The sequence below is a fragment of the Alicyclobacillus sp. SO9 genome, assembly GCF_016406125.1.
Taxonomy (GTDB): Bacteria; Bacillota; Bacilli; order Alicyclobacillales; family Alicyclobacillaceae; genus SO9.
Map to the genome: position 1 here is coordinate 4,744,032 of NZ_CP066339.1, position 22,246 is coordinate 4,766,277.

The 22,246-nt window shown below is 50.1% G+C and carries 21 protein-coding genes and 1 riboswitch; of the genes, 3 read left to right on the forward strand and 18 right to left on the reverse strand.

Translation table 11 applies throughout. The annotated features are described in order from the left end of the window. Nucleotides 1-90 precede the first annotated feature (90 nt). The 10 genes from purH to GI364_RS22185 form a co-directional block, all read right to left on the reverse strand. Complete coding sequence (gene purH, locus GI364_RS22140) at nucleotides 91-1,737, reverse strand: bifunctional phosphoribosylaminoimidazolecarboxamide formyltransferase/IMP cyclohydrolase (protein ID WP_198851336.1); 1,647 nt, start codon at nucleotides 1,735-1,737, stop codon at nucleotides 91-93. 117 nt (nucleotides 1,738-1,854) lie between these two features. After that, complete coding sequence (purN, locus tag GI364_RS22145) at nucleotides 1,855-2,445, reverse strand: phosphoribosylglycinamide formyltransferase (protein WP_198851337.1); 591 nt, start codon at nucleotides 2,443-2,445, stop codon at nucleotides 1,855-1,857. A gap of 45 nt (nucleotides 2,446-2,490) precedes the next feature. Beyond that, nucleotides 2,491-3,621 (reverse strand): phosphoribosylformylglycinamidine cyclo-ligase, encoded by a 1,131-nt coding sequence (gene purM, locus GI364_RS22150; RefSeq protein WP_198854161.1) that lies wholly within the window; start codon nucleotides 3,619-3,621, stop codon nucleotides 2,491-2,493. A 38-nt stretch (nucleotides 3,622-3,659) separates the two neighbouring features. Next, nucleotides 3,660-5,087 carry an amidophosphoribosyltransferase gene (gene purF / locus GI364_RS22155; RefSeq protein WP_198854162.1) on the reverse strand — a complete coding sequence of 476 codons (1,428 nt, stop codon included), beginning with the start codon at nucleotides 5,085-5,087 and terminating at the stop codon, nucleotides 3,660-3,662. Between the two features lie 69 nt (nucleotides 5,088-5,156). Next, on the reverse strand, nucleotides 5,157-7,409 hold the full coding sequence (gene purL, locus GI364_RS22160) for a phosphoribosylformylglycinamidine synthase subunit PurL (RefSeq protein WP_198851338.1): 2,253 nt from the start codon (nucleotides 7,407-7,409) through the stop codon (nucleotides 5,157-5,159). Next, complete coding sequence (gene purQ, locus GI364_RS22165) at nucleotides 7,402-8,082, reverse strand: phosphoribosylformylglycinamidine synthase subunit PurQ (protein WP_198851339.1); 681 nt, start codon at nucleotides 8,080-8,082, stop codon at nucleotides 7,402-7,404. The genes purL and purQ overlap by 8 nt, the downstream gene beginning before the upstream one ends. Continuing rightward, nucleotides 8,082-8,387 carry a phosphoribosylformylglycinamidine synthase subunit PurS gene (gene purS / locus GI364_RS22170; protein WP_198851340.1) on the reverse strand — a complete coding sequence of 102 codons (306 nt, stop codon included), beginning with the start codon at nucleotides 8,385-8,387 and terminating at the stop codon, nucleotides 8,082-8,084. Before purS ends, purQ begins: the two co-directional genes overlap by 1 nt. Beyond that, on the reverse strand, nucleotides 8,387-9,103 hold the full coding sequence (purC, locus tag GI364_RS22175; protein ID WP_198851341.1) for a phosphoribosylaminoimidazolesuccinocarboxamide synthase: 717 nt from the start codon (nucleotides 9,101-9,103) through the stop codon (nucleotides 8,387-8,389). Before purC ends, purS begins: the two co-directional genes overlap by 1 nt. Before the next feature lie 64 nt (nucleotides 9,104-9,167). Next, complete coding sequence (purB, locus tag GI364_RS22180) at nucleotides 9,168-10,463, reverse strand: adenylosuccinate lyase (protein ID WP_198851342.1); 1,296 nt, start codon at nucleotides 10,461-10,463, stop codon at nucleotides 9,168-9,170. A 316-nt stretch (nucleotides 10,464-10,779) separates the two neighbouring features. Continuing rightward, nucleotides 10,780-10,879: riboswitch (purine riboswitch) on the reverse strand. 612 nt (nucleotides 10,880-11,491) lie between these two features. Further along, nucleotides 11,492-12,076, reverse strand: a complete 585-nt coding sequence (locus GI364_RS22185; RefSeq protein ID WP_198851343.1) for a hypothetical protein — start codon at nucleotides 12,074-12,076, stop codon at nucleotides 11,492-11,494. Nucleotides 12,077-12,243: 167 nt separating this feature from the next. Between GI364_RS22185 and GI364_RS22190 the strand changes: the two genes are divergently transcribed. Continuing rightward, a complete protein-coding gene (locus GI364_RS22190) occupies nucleotides 12,244-13,275 on the forward strand; it encodes a helix-turn-helix transcriptional regulator (protein ID WP_198851344.1) in 1,032 nt (343 codons plus the stop codon). A gap of 57 nt (nucleotides 13,276-13,332) precedes the next feature. On the opposite strand, the gene GI364_RS22195 is transcribed toward GI364_RS22190, so the two are convergent. The 3 genes from GI364_RS22195 to GI364_RS22205 form a co-directional block, all read right to left on the reverse strand. Beyond that, the gene (locus GI364_RS22195; protein WP_198851345.1) at nucleotides 13,333-14,319 is read right to left on the reverse strand and encodes a GGDEF domain-containing protein; all 987 of its coding nucleotides are present in this window, start codon (nucleotides 14,317-14,319) and stop codon (nucleotides 13,333-13,335) included. Nucleotides 14,320-14,518: 199 nt separating this feature from the next. Then, a complete protein-coding gene (locus GI364_RS22200; protein WP_198851346.1) occupies nucleotides 14,519-15,445 on the reverse strand; it encodes an alpha/beta hydrolase in 927 nt (308 codons plus the stop codon). 47 nt (nucleotides 15,446-15,492) lie between these two features. Then, the gene (locus GI364_RS22205; protein WP_198851347.1) at nucleotides 15,493-16,071 is read right to left on the reverse strand and encodes a class I SAM-dependent methyltransferase; all 579 of its coding nucleotides are present in this window, start codon (nucleotides 16,069-16,071) and stop codon (nucleotides 15,493-15,495) included. A gap of 156 nt (nucleotides 16,072-16,227) precedes the next feature. Here GI364_RS22205 and GI364_RS22210 point away from each other — a divergent pair, with 156 nt between their 5' ends. After that, complete coding sequence (locus GI364_RS22210) at nucleotides 16,228-16,470, forward strand: hypothetical protein (RefSeq protein WP_198851348.1); 243 nt, start codon at nucleotides 16,228-16,230, stop codon at nucleotides 16,468-16,470. Between the two features lie 6 nt (nucleotides 16,471-16,476). Here the strand turns inward: GI364_RS22210 and GI364_RS22215 are convergent, their stop codons facing one another. Beyond that, on the reverse strand, nucleotides 16,477-17,340 hold the full coding sequence (locus GI364_RS22215) for a DUF2785 domain-containing protein (protein WP_198851349.1): 864 nt from the start codon (nucleotides 17,338-17,340) through the stop codon (nucleotides 16,477-16,479). A 117-nt stretch (nucleotides 17,341-17,457) separates the two neighbouring features. Next, nucleotides 17,458-18,000, reverse strand: a complete 543-nt coding sequence (locus tag GI364_RS22220) for a GNAT family N-acetyltransferase (RefSeq protein ID WP_198851350.1) — start codon at nucleotides 17,998-18,000, stop codon at nucleotides 17,458-17,460. Between the two features lie 225 nt (nucleotides 18,001-18,225). Between GI364_RS22220 and GI364_RS22225 the strand changes: the two genes are divergently transcribed. Then, on the forward strand, nucleotides 18,226-18,870 hold the full coding sequence (locus GI364_RS22225) for a hypothetical protein (protein ID WP_198851351.1): 645 nt from the start codon (nucleotides 18,226-18,228) through the stop codon (nucleotides 18,868-18,870). A gap of 38 nt (nucleotides 18,871-18,908) precedes the next feature. On the opposite strand, the gene GI364_RS25540 is transcribed toward GI364_RS22225, so the two are convergent. The 3 genes from GI364_RS25540 to GI364_RS22240 all read right to left on the reverse strand — a co-directional run bounded on the left by GI364_RS25540 (nucleotide 18,909) and on the right by GI364_RS22240 (nucleotide 22,237). Further along, nucleotides 18,909-19,076, reverse strand: coding sequence for a nucleotidyltransferase family protein (locus GI364_RS25540; protein ID WP_370541809.1), 168 nt, complete (start codon nucleotides 19,074-19,076; stop codon nucleotides 18,909-18,911). An 824-nt stretch (nucleotides 19,077-19,900) separates the two neighbouring features. Then, nucleotides 19,901-20,563: a hypothetical protein gene (locus tag GI364_RS24985; RefSeq protein WP_233095913.1), complete on the reverse strand. Its 663-nt coding sequence runs from the start codon at nucleotides 20,561-20,563 to the stop codon at nucleotides 19,901-19,903. 492 nt (nucleotides 20,564-21,055) lie between these two features. Further along, on the reverse strand, nucleotides 21,056-22,237 hold the full coding sequence (locus GI364_RS22240; protein WP_198851353.1) for an ABC transporter permease: 1,182 nt from the start codon (nucleotides 22,235-22,237) through the stop codon (nucleotides 21,056-21,058). Between the last annotated feature and the right edge of the window lie 9 nt (nucleotides 22,238-22,246).

A 22,246-nucleotide genomic window follows, 5' to 3' on the forward strand; every position in this document is an offset into this window, starting at 1 on the left:
GTGTTTAGAGCTTCTCCTAAGAGCCGGACTGCTTCTTGCTTTCAGCCGGCCCTGGCTAGGGTCTGACGTCTCGACGCCAAAGTCTAAAGTCTAGTGCAAAAAGTGCCTTGTACCCGTCAGCACCATGGCAATGTTGTGTTTGTTTGCCGCGTCAATGCTGTCCTGGTCGCGTTTCGATCCGCCCGGTTGCACAATGGCTGTGATTCCTGCCGCTGCTGCCGTCTCGACTGTATCCGGCATGGGGAAAAATGCGTCGGAGGCCATGACGCTGCCTTTCGCCTTCGATCCCGCTTGTTCAATGGCAATTTTCGCCGCCCCGACACGGTTCATCTGTCCCGCGCCAACACCGACGGTCATACTGCTGTTCGCAAGCAAAATCGCGTTGGATTTCACAAACCGGACTAACCTCCAAGCAAACCGCAGTGCCTTCAGTTCTGCTTCAGACGGCGCACGGTCTGTAGCGGTTGTCCACTCTGAAGGCTGCAGACTGTCCACGGATTGTACCAACAGACCACCTGAAACACGCCGAAGCACAGTGTCGCCAGACTGCCAGGCGGGTGTTGCCATATCTACCGTCAAGAGGCGCAGATTCTTTTTCGTTTGGAACAATTGTCGTGCTTCATCTGTATAGGAAGGAGCGATGATAATCTCCAGGAACATACCTGTCAGGCGCTCTGCCAACGCCTTCGTCACAGGGCGGTTGAGGGCGATGATGCCGCCGAAGATAGAGACACTGTCGGCTTCAAAAGCGCGTTCAAACGCCTGCTCGATATCTTCACCAAGACCGACTCCGCAAGGATTCATGTGCTTTACGGCAACTGCGGCCGGTTGCGCCATATCATCCAGGGAGCGGAGAATATTCAAAGCTGCGTCAGCGTCTTGGATGTTGTTGTAAGAAAGTTCTTTTCCCTGCAGTTGTACTGCGCCTGCAATCGTAGACGGCTTTGCTGCCGGTTCTGCATAAAAGTGCGCCTGCTGGTGCGGGTTTTCACCGTAACGAAGGGCCTGCTTATGGACAAAGGAGACCGTGTAAAGGCTCGGCCAGGCAGGTGTCACAATCTCAGAAGAATTGACCTGAGAGGCTCCGTCAATCGCGGCATCTGCCGTGGCGCTGACTGCCGCGTTGTTATCTGACACTGCTTTGTCAGCCTTGTCAGCCGCCTGTGTCAAATAGCTGGAAATAAGCCCGTCATATTGAGAGGTTTCTGCGAACACCTTTGCTGCTAAGCGCATGCGCTCAGATGCAGAAACAGCCTCTCCTGATGCAAGGCGCGACGCAATCCATTCGTAATCCGCTGGATCCAGCACAGGCAGACAAAAACGGTGGTTTTTGGCTGCTGACCGGAGCATGGAAGGACCGCCGATATCAATCATTTCAATGGCTTCTGCAAAAGTGGTTTGCGGATTTTCTATCGTCTTGGCGAAGGGATAGAGGTTGACGACAACGAGATCGATGCTGTCGATGCCGTGCTCTTCCATACTTTCTACGTGTTGCTCATTGTCACGCAGTCCTAAGAGTCCGCCGTGAATCTTTGGGTGCAATGTCTTGACGCGGCCGTCCATCATTTCCGGGAATCCGGTATAATCCTCTACTTGCGTTACGTCAATTCCGTTTTCCTGAAGGTGACGGGCGGTCCCTCCGGTAGACAAGATGCCGTATCCTGCTGCCGCCAGTTGCTTGCAAAATTCTGCCACACCCTGCTTGTCGAACACACTGACTAAAGCCCATTTACGCAACTCTGATTCCTCCAGTTCTCCAATTGTCTTCCCGCCTTACAACGCACATCTGTCGTGTTGATACTCACATCTCCATCATCAAATCGCCGCCAAATCTGCGGCAAACCCATGCCAAACCTAGGCCTGTGCGACCACTTGTCCCAACACGTCTCCGTAAAACTGATGCTCCACTTCATGAATGCGCGTATACAATTCGTCGAGACTGTCAATTCCGGCAACAGCCACAGGCTGCTGCGCAATGACTTGCCCCGTGTCAATCCCCTCATCCACATAATGGACCGTCACACCCGTTACGCTGGCTCCATCATCCCAGGCATCCTGTACCGCCTGCTTGCCTGGATACGCAGGGAGAAGAGACGGGTGGATATTGATAATCCGCTTCGGATATGCGTTCAATAAAACGGCACCAATCAGCTTCATATATCCGGCCAAAGCAATATAGTCAACATTTTGCTCTTTAAGAAAGGACAAAATGTTGTTTTCATAGTCTTCCTTCGAAGCAAACTCCTTCGGACTGTGTGCAAACAAAGGAATCCCTGCTTCCCCTGCAAACTGCGCACCCAGACAGTCGGGCTTATTGGAAACGACCGCAGTCACTGCAACAGGCCAGGTGCTGTCATCGTACTGCCGCTTGTACAAAGCGCGCAGATTGCTTCCTGTCCCTGATACAAACACGGCTAGGTTCGCCTTTTTTGCAACGTGATTCACTACTTTAGCCTCCCAGCCGGAGAATTGTCATCTTCGTCCAAAATCTCATTCCGAGAAGGTTACACCGTCTCCTGCTGTAACTCTGCCAATGATCTGTGCCTGTTCACCTTGTTGAGCCAGAATCTCCGCAGCTTTTGCTGCAACCTCTTGTCGGACAATCACAATGTAGCCGATACCTTGATTCCAGACACGGGCTGCTTCAGTGAAACCCATTCCCGCTTTATCCTGGAGCCATGAAAACACAGCAGGAACCTGCCAGCTTTTGCGGGAAAGGTCTACGCCAAGTCCTTCAGGCAACACGCGCGGGATGTTTTCAATGAGTCCCCCGCCTGTGATATGAGCCATACCCTGGACTTCAACATCTTGAAGCAGCTTCAGGACTGGCTGAACATAAATTCTTGTGGGCCGCAGCAACACCTCTCCGAGTTTCACCACCGCGTTCCCAGTGTCGGCATTCCCGCTGCCTGCGTTCGTATCGGCAGGGCCCTCGTGAGATTCGGCCTGTTCGTCCATTTGCAGCGGGGCTGCTGCTTTGACCCGCACGTCATCAGCGAAGGGCGCCGGGTCCTCAAAACCAAGGCCTGCTTCCTCTACAACTTTTCGAACCAATGAGTACCCGTTAGAGTGAACACCGTTGCTGGCAAGGCCGATGACCGCGTCACCCGCTTGGATGCTGCTGCCGTCAACAACACGACTCTTGTTGGCAACCCCTACTGTGAAGCCCGCTAAATCATACTCTCCCGGTGCGTACATGCCTGGCATTTCTGCCGTTTCACCGCCCACAAGTGCACACCCAGCCTGCTCACAGCCTGTCGCGACACCCGCGACCACCGCTTCAGCCACATTGACGTCCAGACTGCCTGTGGACAAATAGTCCAGGAATAACAGTGGTTCTGCGCCAGATGTCAGAACGTCGTTGACGCACATCGCCACGCAGTCGATGCCAATGGTGTTGTGAACCTGCATAGCAAAAGCAATTTTCAGCTTTGTCCCAACACCGTCCGTACCTGTGAACAACACAGGCTCTGGATACCGTGTCAGGTCCAATTGGAAGCCCCCGGCAAAGCCCCCGAGAGCGCCAAGGACACCTTCTTTCATGGTGGAGGCGGCTAGTTTCGCATACCGCTTTGCAGCTTCATTGCCTGCTTCGATATCGACGCCGGCCTCTTTATACATATCCTGTTTGGGGCTGTTTTGCTTGCGGAACTCCTGTGTCACTGTGTTACCCCCTGCTTGCGCGATTCATTCTGCAGTTTGTCTGTTTCATAAACCTCTGTCGGGTAGTCTCCGGTGAAGCAAGCGTTGCAGAATGGGTAGCGCGTGTTCGGTTCAAATCCGAAGGCTGTCATCAATTCGCTGACACTGAGGAATGACAGTGTATCCGCGCCAATCTCATCCCGCATTTCCTCAAGACTGTGCGTGGCTGCAATCAGCTGTTTCTTGGCCGAGGTATCAATGCCGTAGTGACAAGGGTTCTTATACGGCGGGCTGGAGATACGCACATGCACTTCTGTGGCGCCGGCATCCCGTAACAGCGAAACGATGCGGCGGCTCGTGGTCCCCCGAACAATCGAGTCATCAATGAGAATCACGCGCTTTCCTTCCACCACACTGCGTACCGCATTCAGCTTCATGCGTACGCCTGCGTCCCGCATTTCCGGCGACGGTTGGATGAAGGTTCTGGCAATGTATTTGTTTTTCACAAGTCCCATTTCAAATGGAATGTGGCTCTCTTCCGCATAGCCTGCTGCCGCAGAAATGCTGGAGTCCGGTACACCAATCACAATGTCCGCCTCGACACCGTGCTCCCGTGCCAGAATTCGACCCAGGTCCTTGCGCACACTGTGGACGTTCCAGCCGTCAATATCGCTGTCCGGACGAGCAAAGTAGATGTGTTCAAAGGTACACATGGCTCGCTGTGTCCTGGTTGTGCCCGGATAGGAAGTAAGCCCGTCTTTGTCAATGACCACCGTCTCGCCCGGCTCCACATCGCGCACGAACTCTGCGTTGATGGTTTCGAATGCGCAGGACTCAGAAGCGACCACATAAGCATCCCCCAGTTTGCCAATGGCCAGGGGGCGGAGTCCGAACGGATCGCGAAGAGCAATCAACTGGGTGTCAGACAAGAAGACAAACGCAAATCCACCCTTAATCATGCGAACGGCCTCGTGAATCGATTCCAGCAGTGAGCCGCGGCCAGCTCTGGCAATCAAATGGGCTACGACTTCTGTATCACTGGTGGATTGAAACAGACTCCCCTGTCGTTCCAAGAGGACACGCAAGGAGTGTGCATTTACCAAGTTGCCGTTATGGCCGATAGCCAGATTTCCGTCGATGTTGCCAAAGGTCAACGGCTGCGCATTTTGCAACGTGTTCGATCCCGCCGTCGAATACCGTACATGCCCAATGGCCGCATCACCTTTCAGTTGCTCGACTTCATTCCCGGAAAATACGTCTGTCAGGAGTCCCAAACCGCGGTGATTGTACATGGAGCCGTCGTCTACGCTGACAATTCCGGCTGCTTCCTGCCCCCGGTGCTGCAACGACAGCAAAGCAAAGTAGCTCAGCTTGGCTGCATCCTCGTGACCGAAAATGCCGAACACACCGCACTCTTCGTGAAGGTTGTCGTCCATCATGTCCATGTCGTCAGCGGCGCTCTGTCTCACACCTGTCTCTGTCTGCATCCGTTTATTCATCGGCCGAAGCCTCCCTTAACCTGCATCGTGCACCTGTGCTGCAGGATTATCCATGATGGTTTGTAAGGCCGTTGTATACGTCTGTTCCAAGTCTGCCATTGCAACCGTGACGGACAAACTGCCCGTATCACGCAGTTCAAATGCCGTACCGCCTGTCGTACCTAATGCATAGGCCGATACACCCTGTTCCTTGGCGAAGTCCAGCAAGCGTTCACGGTCATATTCAGATACCTCAACCAGAATCCGGCTCTGGGCTTCAGAGAACAAGTAGCCAAGTCCTTCTGTATCTGATTTCACGGCAACAGGCAGCGTCGCCTGGACACCCATGCCCGTTCCCATCGCCATCTCCGCCAAAGCCACAGCTAATCCGCCTTCACTCACATCGTGAGCGCTGCGAATCCAGTTTTTTCGAATCGCCTCGTGCACGGTTTTCTGTACCGCTGCTTCGTCCTCCAGGTTCAACAGTGGTGCATCCCCGGCAGCTTCACCTGCTTGCAGTTCCCAGAACAGGCTGCCGTCAAGGTTGTTGTCCAGTTCCCCCAGTAATACCACGCTCGATCCCGTTTGCACAAACTGGCTGGGCGTCACATACCGCAGGTCTTCTACCACACCGATTGCGCCAATCACGGGGGTTGGGAAGATATCCTCACCTGAGCTTTGGTTGTACAGGCTCACATTCCCGCTGACCACTGGCGTATCCAACTGCTTGCAAGCTTCACTCATCCCCGCAGTGGCTTCTGCAAACTGGTACATAATCTCTGGGTTTTCCGGATTGCCGAAGTTCAGGCAGTTTGTCACTGCCAATGGTTTGCCGCCGCTGCAGACAATGTTTCGGGCAGCTTCAGCTACTGCAATGGCACCGCCTCTGCGCGGGTTCAGGTAGGTGTAGCGTCCGTTGCCGTCATTGCTCATGGCGACCCCGCGCTCTGTTCCCGGCACCAGCACCACAGCTGCATCACTGCCAGGCCCCACATACGTTGAAGCCCGGACGGTTGTATCGTACTGCCGGTGAATCCAGGTCTTGTCTGCAATGGAGGGGTGGGCTAACAACTTGAGCAGCTCCGTGTCTAACCCTTCCGCTGTGCTCGGTGCTGGGACATTTCTACCCGGCAGTGTCTCTGGTGCCTTCACAGGCCGATGATAGACTGGCGCTTCGTCCACCAAAGCACGCACAGGCACATCTGCCACAACCTCGCCGTGCCAGAACAATCGAAGCTGACCGTCGTCTGTCACCTTTCCAATTTCAGCAACCTGAAGTCCCCATTTTTCCAGAATGTCAAAGGCTGTCTGCTCTTGTCCCCGTTCCATAACCACCAGCATCCGTTCCTGGGACTCGGACAGCATCATCTCGTAGGGCGTCATGCCGGTTTCGCGGACAGGCACTTTGTCCAGATACATTTCCAGTCCCCCGCCGGCGCGGCTGGCCATTTCTGCAGACGAAGAGGTCAGTCCGGCTGCACCCATATCCTGAATGCCCACGACCGATCCGGTTTCCATCAGCTCCAGACAAGCCTCCAAGAGGAGCTTGCCGAGAAACGGATCGCCCACTTGAACAGCAGAGCGTTCCTTCTCGTTGGGGTCCTCTGCCGACGCGAAGGTGGCGCCGTGGATGCCGTCGCGTCCCGTCCGTGATCCGACTACGAAAACAGGGTTGCCCACACCAGAAGCAATACCTTTCACAATTTTGTCTGCCGGCAGGACCCCGACGCACATGGCGTTGACCAGCGGGTTGTAGGTGTAGGTCGGGTTAAACACAGCTTCTCCTGCAACCGTTGGTACACCAACACAGTTCCCGTAACCGCCGATGCCCTGCACAACGTGGGAAAACAGGTATTTGGTCTTATCTGTATCCAAATTGCCGAAGCGAAGGCTGTTGGTAAATGCGATGGGGCGAGCGCCCATGGTGAATACATCCCGTAAAATACCGCCTACACCGGTTGCAGCCCCTTGATACGGCTCAACGGCAGACGGATGGTTGTGGCTTTCCATTTTAAAGGCAATCCCCACACCGTCTCCGATATCCACAACACCCGCATTTTCCCCGGGACCTTGCAGCACCTGCGGGCCTTCCGTCGGGAAGTTTTTCAGGTAGGGACGCGAGCTCTTGTAGCTGCAGTGCTCAGACCAGAGGACGCCGAACAAACCGGCTTCCAGATAGTTTGGCAGTCTGCCCAGTTTCTCCACTGCCTGCTTGTATTCGTCGTCAGTCAGCCCCAGTTCGCGGTAGATCTGCTGGTCTTGAATTTGTTCTTTGGTCGGTTCAGCCAACGAAGAGGCCCTCCTCTACATAACGGTGCATGGATTGAAACATCTTGACGCCGTCCTTGGAGTTCATCCACTGCTCTACAGCGCGCTCCGGGTGAGGCATAAGCCCCAGCACGTTGCCGCGCTCGTTGAGAACACCGGCGATGTCTAACACCGATCCGTTCGGGTTCTCCAGATACTGAAACGCAATCCGATTTTCCGCCTGCAGTGTCGACAACTGCGCCTCGTCGGCGTAGTATCTTCCTTCGCCATGTGCAATTGGAATGTTTATCTGTTCGTTCTGCTCATACAGGTTGGTGAATGGCGAAGTTGTATTCGTTACCTTTAAAGGTGTCAGCTCACACCGGAACTGCAGGTTTTCATTTCGCAGCAATGCACCTGGCAAAAGTCCTGCTTCCGTCAGTACCTGAAACCCATTGCAGATGCCAAGGACCAATTTGCCTTGTTCCGCTGCACCCACAACAGCCTTCAACACAGGAGAGAATCTGGCGATGGCGCCGCCGCGCAGGTAGTCCCCATAGGAAAAGCCGCCGGGGAGAACCACTGCATCGTACTCATCCAGGCTTTCTTCCTGATGCCAAACCTTGTGCACTTCATCGCCTACGGCCTTTTGAATTCCCAGCACTGCGTCTTCATCACAGTTCGATCCCGGAAATACAACAACAGCCCACTTCATCAGCCCTGCTCCTTTTCGTTCGCATCCGATTGTCCCGTTTCACCGGATTGTTCGGTCGGACGCAGCGTAAAATCGTAGGTCTCAATGACTAGGTTGCACAGCACCTTCTCACAGATGTCTTTCACTTTACTGTGTGCAACATCTTCATTTTCAGCCTGAACCTGCAGGTTCATGGACTTGCCAATGCGAACATTCTCGACTCCAGTGTGTCCCAGCCCCTGCAAGGCTTGTTCAACCGCATTGCCCTGTGGATCAAATACACTCGGCTTTAACCAGACATGGACTTCTGCATCAAAACGCTCCATTAATTCTGCACCTCGCTGACTCTTTTCATCATTTCCTGATAAGCGCCTTCTACATTGCCCAGGTCTCTGCGAAAACGGTCTTTATCCAGTTTTTCTTTCGTCTCTATATCCCAAAAGCGGCATGTGTCAGGGGAGATTTCATCAGCGAGCAGCAGTTCACCAGACTCTGTCACGCCGAATTCCAACTTAAAATCCACCAGCAAAATACCCCGGTCTGCCATAAATCTGGCCAGCAGTTCATTGACCTGTAAAGCCATCTCTCTTATCTCATCACGGATTTTTGCGGGCGCCAATTCCAACACTTCAATTTGGGCGTCGGTGACAAGGGGATCACCGAGATCGTCGCGCTTGTAATAAAACTCCACAATCGGGTGACTGAGTTCCCGTCCCTCTTCCAACCCGAGACGCTTTGCCATGGACCCAGCCGTCACATTGCGGACAACCACTTCCAACGGTACGATTTCCACCGCCTTGACCACCGTTTCCCGCTCAGACAACTCCTCAACAAAATGGGTTGGGATACCGTTTTTCGCCAGCATCTGAAAGAGCAGGTTGCTCATCTGGTTGTTGATGGCTCCCTTGCCGACAATGGTCCCTTTCTTCTCGCCGTTGAACGCAGTTGCATCGTCTTTATAGGAAACAATTCGGTATTCCGGATTATCCGTTTCGTAAACCTTCTTAGCCTTACCCTCGTACAACATTCTGCCCTTTTCCACAATGCCATCCCCATTCATGTAGAGTGTAGTGCAGTGAATCATGGGTCAACCGGATCGAGAACGCTTATAGGAGACCGAGTCGTTCGAAAATGGTGTCTACGTGTTTCAAGTGCCAAGCGGGATCGAAGCATGCATCCAGTTCCTCCGGCGACAGCTTTTCCTTCACTAAATCTGCGTCTTTGACAATGTCATAGAACGATCTGCCTTCTTCCCACGCCTGCATCGCCCTTGGCTGCACCGTGTCATAGGCTTCCTCTCGTGCAACACCCTTGTCAATCAAAGCTGTCAGGACATGCTGCGAGAAGGTCAAACCGTGAGTTCGCTCCATATTGCGCAACATGTTTTCCGGATAGACGTTCAAATCCGTCAGAATACGGTTCATCCGATTTAAAAGATAATCTATCAAAATCGTGGCATCAGGAATCACCACGCGTTCCACTGATGAATGGCTGATGTCTCGTTCGTGCCATAAAGGTACATCTTCCAATGCTGGCACAACATAACCGCGCAACACCCGGGAGAGACCGCTGATTTGCTCGCAAGAGACAGGGTTTCGTTTGTGCGGCATGGCTGAACTGCCTTTTTGCCCAGCGTAAAACGGCTCCTCCAGTTCACGAATTTCAGATTTTTGAAGTCCGCGAATCTCCGTTGCAATTTTATCCAAGCTTGTCCCAATCAGACTCAAGGTAAAAATGAATTCTGCGTGTCTGTCACGCTGCAAAGTCTGCGTACTGATAGGCGCAGGTTTCAGTCCCAGCCTGTCACAGACAAACCGTTCCACGGACGGATCCACATTCGCATAAGTGCCCACAGCGCCGGAAATCTTACCGTAGCGCATCCTCTCGGAAGCTGTGTCAAATCGCTCAAGGTTACGTTGCATCTCTGCATACCACAAAGCGGCTTTCAAACCGAAAGTAGTCGGTTCGGCATGAACCCCGTGCGTACGGCCCATCATAATGGTGTTTTTATGTTTCTTTGCAAGATTGGCAATAGTGCTAAGGAGTTGTTGCAAGTCCTTGCGGATAATTTGTACGGCTTGTTGGAGTTGTGCAGAAAGTGCCGTGTCGACTACGTCTGTTGAGGTTAAGCCGTAGTGCACCCATTTGCGCTCATCACCTAAGCTCTCAGAAACGGCCCGTGTGAATGCAACAACGTCGTGCCGGGTCTCTTTCTCAATTTCAAGAACCCTGTTTACATCAAAAGAAGCATTGGCACGAATGGCTGCTGCATCCTTTTCGGGAATAACGCCTAAATCGCTCCATGCTTCACAAGAAAGGATCTCCACCTGAAGCCACCAGTGGTATCTTTGCTCCAGTGTCCAGAGGTTTGCCATTTCGGGCCTTGAATAGCGATCAATCACGTAAGGTCCTCCTTGCCTGGACAGCCTTGTCTTTGTTGGTTATCCCAGGCGGTTGTGTTTTTTGATGCTCTTGCCTGCCTTGTGTGCTTCTAAACATTTACTAACATTCACTGGCGCTCACTAACATTTACCGATATCGACTATTCATGACTGGTATTTGACTAAAAAGGCTTGCTTCAAGTGTGCGCAAATTCTGTCGCGAGCACAAGGGAAGCAAGCACTTTTACAAGCCGCAAGCGCCGAGTCTAAAGCTTGTTGCTCAGACACATGTCCGGGACAGCCTTTCTTAACAGACTTCACAGACTTCGACACTCAGGCATATTCAAGCCTCCCTCGTAGTCCAGACCTTCCGGCGTCCGGGTAGAAACTCTCGGGCCAATCCCCGAGGATATACGAGAGAACGGGTGAATCTTATTTAACTTTTCATCGTGCAGTTAACCATTCGTCAGACATTAACTGTCCGTCGTCTTGAGGCGCTCGTTTCATAATGCTTCCCGAAGTCCCCCGCAACGCTACAGCATTCGACAAATGTTGTGGTCAAGGTCAGTGTCAGTGTAACCTGCCCGTTAACCCATGTCAATAAAATACGAACGTTAATATATACCGCGCTATATAACGTTCGTATTTTGATGGACTACCTTTGTATGCGGCTGGGTCAGGACATACAGTTCAATTCAACTGTAAGAAGAATCAATTAGAGGCTTGGCCCACTGCACTTCCAGTTAAAATTCATAGATTTTGTAAGATCTTTGGGTTTGGAAACGTCTACTATTTGGGAACCATCATGGAAGGATGTGCAAAATTCATGAGTGTTACATATACGTTAACTTGTGTACAAAACAACAAACAGGGGGCAAGACTGGAAAGAGTTGAATCCCAAACCGGTATCGAAATAAGAGAACCGCACTGTGGCAACGGAGCGGGCCACGAATTGTCTCGTTTAGGTATCTGCTACCTTATTGCACAGCATATCGACCAACCAAAGCAAGTCTGACCACAAGTGCCTTGAGCCGCTTTTCTGCTCCTGGTTATAGAGCACGATTCACGGTTCTTCGAGTCGCATGCATCAATTCCTCGACTTCCCAAGTGCTGCCGCCATCATGAGATATCTCACCAACCCAGGTAAACGACTTGGCCTGAACCTTTGTGAAACTCCAACGTAATTGCGGCTCGTCTTCATCACTGAGCAGCACAATATCCCCTGCAACAGGCTTGCCGATGAATCGGCGTACTCGACCGTTCACGGGTTCAACCCAGGTGGACCGCCAAGCATCAATTGTCGAATCGTAAAATCGGAGGGTCGATCCGTGAAAAGCAAGTGGTGGTATTCCTTCACCGGGCACCCCGCGACCAGGTACAATCCAAATATCTTGAACAGCACGCCCACCCAATACCCAACCGAAGTGCAATTCGCCCTCCATCTCTGCAACGGTACCATTTGCGTCCGTTCTACTGCATTGCAGGTCCCACGACCCAACAAATTGTCCGAACAGCATTAATTCACGACTTTGTCGGCCTATCGCTCCGTCGACATGGAGCGCTTCAATCAGCCCCGCATTGCCGGGTACCATTGCTTTGCCATACGACTTGACGTTTCCGTTCCCAAATTCCATGCTCCTACCTCCAATAAGCATATGGTCATGGTCATATGCTCTCTATTTTTGACGCATTCTGCTTCGCATCTGCAGGCTTCTGGCCATCACACACTTCCGAGGGTGTAGTAGAATTATAAAATCCGAATCATGCCAACAGCATGTCAAGTTTAACTGGGGGACATTTGATGAACCGATTTGAACGCATGTTTGGTATCCTTCTGCAACTATATGGTGGACATGTAGTCACTGCAGTTGAATTAGGTAAACGGTTTGAAGTCTCTACCAGGACAGCGTATCGTGACTTAGAGATGCTCAACGAGTTGGGGGTACCGATCTACGCCGAACGCGGTCGTTTCGGTGGATTTCGTCTTTTAGACGGGTACTATATCCCACCATTGATGTTTACAAGAGGGGAAGCAATCTCTCTGTTACTGGGATTAGCTTTTGTACAAAGTATCTCAGTGAAGCCATACTCAGACGACATGGAATCAGCACGGCTAAAATTGCTCTCGTCGATTCCGAATCATTTGCGGAAAATCCTAGAACATGCGGACAGAGTGATTGGATTTGAGTCCCCGTCAAAGGATGCCTTTCACGTCGAAAACATTTTAACTCCAGCGGATGATCCGTTGAACAATGTGAACGGGGATACCGAGGCAAAGGCGATTGAAGTCTGGATGCAAGCCATCTTCAAATCTGCAGCGGTTCGTTTGACTTATCGCTCACCGTATCGAAATCAGGTAGAAGAAGTTTACATTAATCCGCTTGGGATGTTTTACGATCGGGATCATTGGTATTTCGTGGGCCAGAATCGCGTCGAAAGCGCGGGCCCCAAATTATGGAGGTCAGACCGTGTTCAGCAAATCGAACAACTCCATTTGCCAACAAATTCACAGGTTCAATTCGACGTAAGGTCGTTTCTCAACCGCAACTGGCTGCAATCTGCCATGAGCGAGTGGCGTGAACAAGCCCCCGTCAAAATCCGCATGACACCTGCACAAGCGACGAGATTATCGCAGGATTGGTACTACATCCATGCAACTTATGAGCAAATCGGCAGCCACACTGTCATGATGACTTATGGAGAGGACAACGTTACCACTGTACTCGAATTGCTTCGATGGCTGGGCCCAGGAGCAGAACTGATAGAGCCACAGGAGTGGCGTAAGATTGTCTATGAAGAGCTGAAAAGTATGATGAAGACATACGACACTTAACAGAACAAGCAATGTGCTGCTTACCGGATGATAAGGTAAATCGTGATGGTTTGGAAGTTAGAACACATTAATTCTCAGTTTCTCCGACTGTTTGGCTTCATACAGTGCCATATCCGCACGCTTTAAAAGAGTTTCCTTATCCGTTCCATGGTTTGGATAGCATGCTACGCCAATAGAGGCGGACACAGGAAATCTCCACCCTTCAATTTCAGCAGGCTTGTTCACTTCTTGTAACAATGTTCGTAAATGAGCCAACGCAGACTCCCCGTCCATTCTGGGAAGAATCATACTAAACTCATCGCCTCCGATACGAGCTACGGTATCTGAATCACGAAGGGATTTTACGATTCGCTTGGAAATCATCAATAAGAGCTTATCCCCCACGTCGTGGCCAAAGGTATCGTTGATGTATTTGAAATTATCGAGATCGACCATGGCTAATGAGAGGGGTTCCGAAGATTCGACTGCATGTTGGAGGTCCTGTGAAAGTTGAGTATGGAAAAAACGACGATTAGGGATTTCAGTGAGGTAGTCGTAAAAGGTCAGAAAGTGATTCTCTTTTTCCAGTTGCTCTCGCTCGATAGCCAACCCGCCGACCCGTATGTATTGTTCAATCATTTTTTGTTCAACTTCAGATAAGGTTACTGCTTGTTCAAAACCAACGGCTGCAATTCCAAGAAGACGATTTTGTCGATTAAACAGAGGACGCGTGCTGGTGTTGTGGAGCCCGCACTCGTAAAATGCTGCCTCTATCTTCGTTCGCAAGGTTTTCAAGGTAACAGACAGACTCTCAGCGTCACCGCTCTCACTCAGTTTTGAGAATTCATCACGCAGGAATTGCGGAACATTTATGTGTGCCAGCAACGACATTGCCACGACATTCAGCTTGATGTCCGCCGTCCAAATACAAGCAACACATTGCGGAAATCTCATGGTGAGACCTTGGAAGACTGAAGCAAATATGCTTTTGGCAGGTTCTCCGGTAACCAGTCCTTCAACGACTTTCATTTGAACGGATAGGATTTCTGGTTTTATGACAGGCATATTATCATCCCTGATCGCGGTTATTTTTACACATAAATGTGCTATTAGGATGATTGTACACGTATAAGTGGATTTTTAAAAATCTAGTATCGTTTACACTATATTCCTAAGTAATCGACGAGAAGCTTACGTTTTATATGTGAAGGAAATTGGATACTGAAGCGTGCAAGAATGGTGTACCCTATCGGAGTTCGATTCGTTACTGTCTTGCGCTGTCATGTTGTCTGATGAAATCTCCGATGTCATGTGTGGTGTTCTCACTTGCCCAATGTACATAATGACCGGATTCAACGGGACGCGAGACAATTGCATGATTCAGTTTGCTGAGACGATTGGCTTTCTTACGGATTTTCTGTTGTGTCTTTTGACTTTCTTCCGGATAGGTGCCGTACAGGAGCATACAAGGCACAGCGATGGCCTGGAGGAGTTGCGGAGGGTTCATGCGGTATAACGCGATGAACAGTCCTAATCCGGCAGCAGACACAGTGGGTTCGTATTCGAGGGCTTTGAGCAGGTAGCTATCGTCCTGCAGTTGATACCAGCCTTTGCGCTTTACTTCCTCTATCCTTTCTTGGGTGACTGAACCGTTGTCAGGAGAGTTAGATTGGAGATTCGGGTCTCCCGATACAGAGTTGTCGCCACTAACGAGGCTGCTGAGGACTTTCGGACCAAAAATGCGTTCCAGCCAGGAAATGAGAGGGGCTATGTAGCCAACAGAACCCAACATGCGGACAGGAAAGCGAGGAACTCGGCGATGTCCAATGTCCAGGAGTGTGAGTGATTTAAGTCGATGGGGATATTTGGCAGCGAACATCATGGCGATTGCGCCGCCGAGGGAATGACCAATCAGGTGACAGTCGGCGATGCTTCGGTCGTCCAGGTATTCCTTGAGCCACTCTGCCATTTGCTTGGTTGTTATTCGACCGGAGATACCATGACTTCGACCCATGCCGGGTAAATCCAGCAGTCGGACTTGATGCCCGGATTTCAATTCGTCCGCGATATTCATCCCAGCACTGCCGCTCCACCCGCTGCCTGGCAGAAACACAACTGCGGTTCCCTCACCCACTACCTCGTCATACCAATCCATATTTTCTGTCCCACTCCCGCTTCTGTTGTTTTGCAATGATATGCTCACCTTTTCAAACTGCATGCCACAATATGTATATTCTATCAATAATCGGCGCACTTGCGGAAGATGTACCCATCAAATTTGCCGCAGGTATCTTGGTAGGACACGTATTCAACCAGTTCGAGACACTGTGTTCGATTTAGAAATTCTCCTTCTTCATGGCAGAATGCTGCAGGAAAGTTCGGGGAGCTTATGCGATGAGCTGTGTTGAAAGATGTCATGCACAGAACGCCATGAGGGCGCAGCAACTCAGAGACGGCAGCGAAGGTTTGAACAGAGGGCTTAAAGTGGACAAAAATCGCATTATCATACCGGCCTAATTGTGAAAACTGGCTTGCGTTGTCCACGTTGAGAACCTTTGTGTGGATTGTGACACCGGCTTCAGAGGCAAACCCCTTCAACCGATTTAGTCCTTCTATTGAAAAATCTACTCCCGTCACATTATATCCCTGTTGAGCGAGATAAATTGCGTTTCTACCGTCACCACAGGCCACATCCATGACCGATCCCGCTCGAAACAAGGCCAATTTCTCCACCAGATACGTTTCCGGTTGAAACAGTCGGTTGGGTCTCTCCAGATATCGTGCGTTCCAACGAGATGTAGAGTCTGTGTCTGACATGAACTTGCCCCTCCCTTCATTCAAATTTGACCCAAGCCCAGTAGAACCTCCAGTAAAACCTCCAGTAGAACCTCCGTCCTAATGCGTCCCAATCCGCAGGGCCGAGGTTATCGGCTTCAGACGGTTCACATACCTTACTAAAGGGAGGTGAGTGATGTGACTGGTCTGCACTTCGGGTTCGGCTTGTTGGGTTTTACGCTGTTTGCTTGGTTTGTTTCTTACCATTCGTCTTCTTCGTCAAGAGAGAAGCGTGATAGACACAAACTCCGAAAAAACGCCTCAGGAATTGTTGCCAATTCGCTGATTCAAGGACCTTACCTAAGTCATTCCGACTATTATCATCACGGGGGCGAAGAAATCGGCCATGAGGATGGCGGCACAGACGATTTGTGCGAATAAAAGGCATTACGTGGCAGACAGCGGCAGAACGCCATAACGATAGTAGATGCTTAACTTCTTCAGTTGAGAGCTCATATCTGCAAGGAACGGGTGTTCCCCAAGTTCCCAATAGACTAGGAAGTAAAGACTCCGTAAGAAATGCTGGACATTGGTCAGTTGTATGAGAGACTCGTGGGATGACGTATTCTCTATGTCAAACTTACTGAGCCACTCGCGAAGAGTATGGTAGCTGAAGTTCTCGGATTGAATCATTCGGAATACTGGAAATGCCAGTCTGTCGTCTTCGTTGTGTGCAAGCGATGCAGAGCGGATGACAAGATGTGCAATCGCATCCAGTATCGCCTTTCTATCTTCTTCCGAAAGTGCCGGATGATGCGAGCAGGAGTCCAATGCATCGGCTGTATGCGCTACCGAATGCGCCCAACCCTTCCCTTCTACAAACCCTCTGCCATCTTGTTCTCGGTTGGCATAATCTAACACTACACTCGTTATTTGATGGATTCGATCTGAAGAAAACATCTGCTGCTCTGTATCCACCTCAACTCCTGCTGCCACAACTAAAATAGCAAACGATCGCGTAAAAACACTATCAGTATTCACCTCCCCAATCCCCGAAAATAGATAATCATCGCTCATGGCCAGGTCTAACAATTCGTCTACTTCAATTGAAGACAACAAACCCTCCATAATGATTTTTTCCAATATGGAAAAGGATAGTTCATCCCTCAAGACAGCATCTGTGGACTTCAGATTTGGCATCAACGAGAATGCCAATTGAGCAGCGCTAATTCCGTTATGGGGAAAGTTGAAATCGCTATCCATCGTATTTTTCAAGAAACTCTTATCCTGCACCAGTGTCGGCAGATTCACAGTTTTTCCTCTTTTCATTCATGTCATCTTTTCATTCATGCCATGTGTTCATTTTCATTCATGTTAGTAAATTATTAGGCTGGGGTCTCCAAAGGATAAAATTACGCTCATCTTGCGTTAATCCTCTGGATTTATGACGGCGAAATGTAAATGGTCTTCCCACTTGCCATTAATAAGGACGTTTTTCTTGGATAGTCCTTCTCTTTTGAAGCCGGCTTTTTCGAGTACCCTGATGGAACCCAAATTGTGAGGCATTACTCCTGCTTCAATTCGATGTAGCTGAAGAGTATTGAACGCATAACTCACAACAAGGCGGACAGCTTCAGTCGTATATCCGCGGCCATTTTGAGCACTGTCCAAACTATAACCCAGCCAACCTGATTGCAGCGGCCCCCGCACCACCTCTGTCAGCGACACAAACCCAATCAAGTCATCTGATTCACGTAGAAATACACCCCAAAAGTACCCTTGGTCTTTCTCCTTACTGTCCACAGCAACTTTGATGGACTGGAGTTGCGTCTCCAAAGTATAATAGCTGTCATCGCGGGTTGTAACGAACGGCTCGAAAAAAGACCTGTTTCGGACGTTCAATGCCAATTTTGCCGCAGCATCATGTACTTCTAAAAACCTCAAATAAATTTTATCACCAACCAGTTTCATGTAACGACCTCCAACGAAACAAACCTCTTTTAGCTGTTTCATTAAATGATACAAGTCCTACTGCATTTATAGTATAGTTCTGATACATGATTGGAGGAATGGCCGAAGGACGGAGACGTTCTTACAGCATTTCCCTAAATGATTTTCTGTTGAAAGGCTTTACAGTATTGAAAGGCTGGCAATATAAAAAGGGGACTTTGCAGTAACCCGGGGAGGCAAGTTGGCATGACCGGCAAGGCGAACATCGCATCATTCGTGGCAGCTTTAGTGTGTTTTATCTTAGCATGTTTAGCGGGGTTTGGGCATCTCACTCCTATGTTCATCAAGACCATAGGGGTCAACCCTTGGTTTGTCGTCTTATTTGGGTCCTTGGTTTCATTAGCATTTGGAGTTATAGGACTTAGCGGAGGAGTAAATTTCATTTCTCGCCTGCGAGGTGTATTGACAGTTGTCATCACTTCGGGCCTGTCACTATTTAGCACCGGTGTCATTGTCATAGGCGCCTTTGCTTATCTGGGAACCTATGTTTACAGTGTCAAAGCAAACTGGGGTGTATCTTTACCAAAACCGGATAGTGAAACGACAATTATGAGTACAAGAGGCGGCATTCAGGGCGATGGTAATGCCATTACGAAATTAAAGTACAGAAGTCAATCGGATATCAACCAGATTAAATCTCTATCTCCATCCTGGATGAACGCTAAAACATTTGCGATAGAAGAAAAGTCATATCCTAATCAGATTCAAAATGTAATAACGCATGTATACACTACAGCCAAGTATTTTTATCTATCCAAACCTTCACTTTCGAACTACATTGTGTTTGAACTGAAAGGCCATACACTGACAGTGTATGAGTCTTACCTTTAAGTTCCATGTTAGAATCGGATGCCAGTCTGTCCCACGTCTCATTCCATCGTTTTGGGACCATGTGGAGTAAGCAAGTGCATTTGTTCATCGCGATCCAAAAACGCACCCACAGCAGTACACACTTCAGGAAAGTTGGCGAATCCGTCGGCAGTGGATGTATGGGACAAGTACACAAGGTAGCCCGACAGACACGGGGGTGCAGGCACTCCCTACGGGCGCAATCGTACGTGGTGACGTTGGTTAGTGATCCTTTTGCTCCTTATCACCATGCCTGCCACATGATAGTGATCCTTTTGCTCCTTATCAAAAACGGGCCCTCTGAAATAGGGATCCCTTTGCTCCCTATCATCCACCCTCCATTCTGCCTCTCCCCACATTAGGGTCCATTTATGACACTAATGCTTCGGGCCAGGTGCCATTAGGGATCTTTGCGATCACAATGGCATCGTCCCTCCGACAATAGGGATCTTTCGAGGCACTAACCGCCTGACAGCCACCGCCTTGCAGCCATCACGGACGCCCAGCGACGGTAGCCTCAGCCTACCCCCGGCCCCGGCAGGCAGCAAAGCTCGGCAGAACAACGCGATCGAGCGAAAAATCAGCGGAAAACTACCTATTAATCAACTAAACTTCAAATTCCAACCTATTAATGTGGCAAATGTGACGGTCTCTGCGACAGACACACCCATGCAGGCACTCCCTACGGGCGCAATCGTACGTGGTGACGTTGGTTAGTGATCCTTTTGCTCCTTATCACCATGCATGCCACATGATAGTGATCGATTCGATCACTATCACCAACCGGGCGTCTCAAATAGGGATCCCTTTGCTCCCTATCATCCACCCTCCATTCTGCCTCTCCCCACATTAGGGTCCATTTATGACACTAATGCTTCGGGCCAGGTGCCATTAGGGATCTTTGCGATCACAATGGCATCACCCCTCCGACAATAGGGATCTTTCGAGGCACTAACCGCCGGACAGCAACCTGGCACGAACCGCCAGTCCCCCCGCGGCAGGCTTGCATAATCTATTTCCGCTCTCTTTCGAGCTCATACAACTTCATTTGTAGGCTGTCGACCCTCAAGTCCATGTCCCTTTGGACTTTTTTCATGGCGATTCCCACTAGTATTGTTACCAGTCCAACGACCACCAGGACCGCGCTGACGGCTGTCCTCAACCCCAAATTAGAAGACGGGTATGCGTGCGAGACCAAAAAGTCCACACATCCAATCGCAAGTACCACAGTGCCAGCAGTGTTCACAATATTCAGCCATACCCGCGAAGATGCAAATCCCACAGTGTTCGCTCCTTTACTGTTGTGTCGTGACCTGCGAAACCGGACAATGCTCAAGACAAGTGAGAGTATACTGCTTGCAAACATTAAAGTGATGCCCAGGACGAGGAACTGGAAACCCCCTCCGTAAAATGCAAAAACGATACATATTATACCAAGTTCGATTGCTGTCAGTGCCAGAAGGCGCAATTTGACATAATTCCCTTCCTGGCCTTCCTGGCCTTCCTGGCCTTCCTGGCCTTCCTGGCCTTCCTGGCCTTCCTGGCCTTCCTGGCCTTCCTGGCCTTCCTGGCCTTCCTGGCCCTTCCGGTCCTGTTGCTTATTGACGTAAAACATACCTAGGACAGCAGCTATGCCAACAACCGCTAGCGGCACTGAAAGAATCACTCTAAGCATTCGTCGCCCTCTCAATTGTAGAATGGTGAATCGAAACTCCTCTAGATGTTACAAGCACACGGCCTTGCGCAAGGTCACTAACGCAAACAAACCGACCGCGCACTGCCCGAACGGCGCCGTGTGCGTGAGAATCCCCAAACTCATACCAAACTCATACCAAACTTACTACAACTGGATATTGATTACATCATAGCATAGCGGTCATTCTCACTATATAGAAACGAAATGGAAGTCTGGAAGCGAAACGCGAGCGGGTAGTCATTCAGGATATTTTGGGTAAATGCGGAAAGTGCGGGAACTGAGGTGGCACAAGGCAAGAGCAAATGGAAAATCGCCCTGACGGGCTCATCATGTCAAACGAGTGACAAGGAATGACCAATCAGGGCGATGCCAATATGAGAATGCATAATAACGCACAATAATGAATGAGGATCTGTCACAATGCATTCTTAATTCATTATGGATGACCGTTTTGATGCTCAGGACCAGAATCTAGGAGTATCGAAGCTGTACCATGCCTGCACTAAAGAAGATAATTGCGAATCCGCCTAACACAGCCAGGGGTACTGCCAATGTACTAACTGAGACGGCACCAACACTGACTGCCTTGAATGCATCCATCGCCCAACTTTGTGGGACGAACAGAGCAACCTTCTGCATCCAGTTGGGTTCTAAGTCAAGCGGCCAATAGGCTCCTCCCAACATACTTGTGGCAATGGCGATAAAACTGCCGATAGTCATATGCTGCTCTATGGTTTTGACGACTCCAGCTATGCACAGAGCAATTCCGACAATAGCCAGTACGTAGAACGACATGATTGCGACGGTCCAGCCTGTCATGGGAATGCCGTGACCAAACATGACAAGTCCGGCCACATCCATGATGAGAAACTGGATCCAACCCACGATGAAGAAGCCAATGCCGTATCCCGCTAGTATCTGAGTTCTGGACACAGGACTGGCCTTAAACCTGGACCACGTTCCCGTCACTTTCTCTCGAAACACGGTACTGGTCGTTCCAAAGACCGTAAAAATAATGAACATAGTGGCAAAGCCGATAGTCACCTTTTGGGCGTTACCAAGTGTATGTTGCACGACCTTCCCATGAGAAAGGTCTACGCTGTGAGTTTGAACGAGGTTCTGAATTTGATTGGCACCTTGCATTCCGGTTGTGAATGCCAAAGCCAGTTGGTGCGTATTGGACACACCTTTTGCCTTTGCAGTTTGGACAGCCGCACCGCCGGCGAGTACCCAATTTCTTAAATTGGTTTCGAGCGTAGACATGACTGTCATTGTTGAGGAGTCCCCTGCGTTGGGGGACTTTTCCCACCCAAGAGGAACCTTTTTTCCACTCACAGCAGCTTTCTCCATACCCTTTGGCAAGGTAATGATGAGACTTGCACGCATGTTGCGCAGATCCGACTTGGCAGTGGCAGCAGAGACGGTATGTGCCTCGATATTCGGCGTAGCCTTAATGTGCTTCAACACGGCTTGAGACACTTGAGAACTATCTGCATTGACAACATCGATGGGTGTCTTGTTGCTGCTCAGTGTGGGTATCACGCCAAAGACAAGTGTAAATACGACAGGAAGCACAACCATAAATCCTAAATTGGCACGATTGCGAATCAGCGCTAACAGAAATCGACGTACAATAGCCAACACAATTTTCATTTCACTTCT

Bases quoted from the DNA above. Each gene is read 5' to 3' on its own strand.
- GI364_RS22240 (WP_198851353.1), bottom strand. From the start codon at position 22,237: ATGAAAATTGTGTTGGCTATTGTACGTCGATTTCTGTTAGCGCTGATT.
- GI364_RS22190 (WP_198851344.1), top strand. From the start codon at position 12,244: ATGAACCGATTTGAACGCATGTTTGGTATCCTTCTGCAACTATATGGT.
- purM (WP_198854161.1), bottom strand. From the start codon at position 3,621: ATGTATAAAGAGGCCGGCGTCGATATCGAAGCAGGCAATGAAGCTGCA.
- purQ (WP_198851339.1), bottom strand. From the start codon at position 8,082: ATGAAGTGGGCTGTTGTTGTATTTCCGGGATCGAACTGTGATGAAGAC.
- GI364_RS22185 (WP_198851343.1), bottom strand. From the start codon at position 12,076: ATGGAATTTGGGAACGGAAACGTCAAGTCGTATGGCAAAGCAATGGTA.
- GI364_RS22220 (WP_198851350.1), bottom strand. From the start codon at position 18,000: ATGAAACTGGTTGGTGATAAAATTTATTTGAGGTTTTTAGAAGTACAT.
- purF (WP_198854162.1), bottom strand. From the start codon at position 5,087: ATGGACATGATGGACGACAACCTTCACGAAGAGTGCGGTGTGTTCGGC.
- GI364_RS22205 (WP_198851347.1), bottom strand. From the start codon at position 16,071: ATGTCAGACACAGACTCTACATCTCGTTGGAACGCACGATATCTGGAG.
- GI364_RS22195 (WP_198851345.1), bottom strand. From the start codon at position 14,319: ATGCCTGTCATAAAACCAGAAATCCTATCCGTTCAAATGAAAGTCGTT.
- GI364_RS24985 (WP_233095913.1), bottom strand. From the start codon at position 20,563: ATGCTTAGAGTGATTCTTTCAGTGCCGCTAGCGGTTGTTGGCATAGCT.
- purS (WP_198851340.1), bottom strand. From the start codon at position 8,387: ATGGAGCGTTTTGATGCAGAAGTCCATGTCTGGTTAAAGCCGAGTGTA.
- GI364_RS22225 (WP_198851351.1), top strand. From the start codon at position 18,226: ATGACCGGCAAGGCGAACATCGCATCATTCGTGGCAGCTTTAGTGTGT.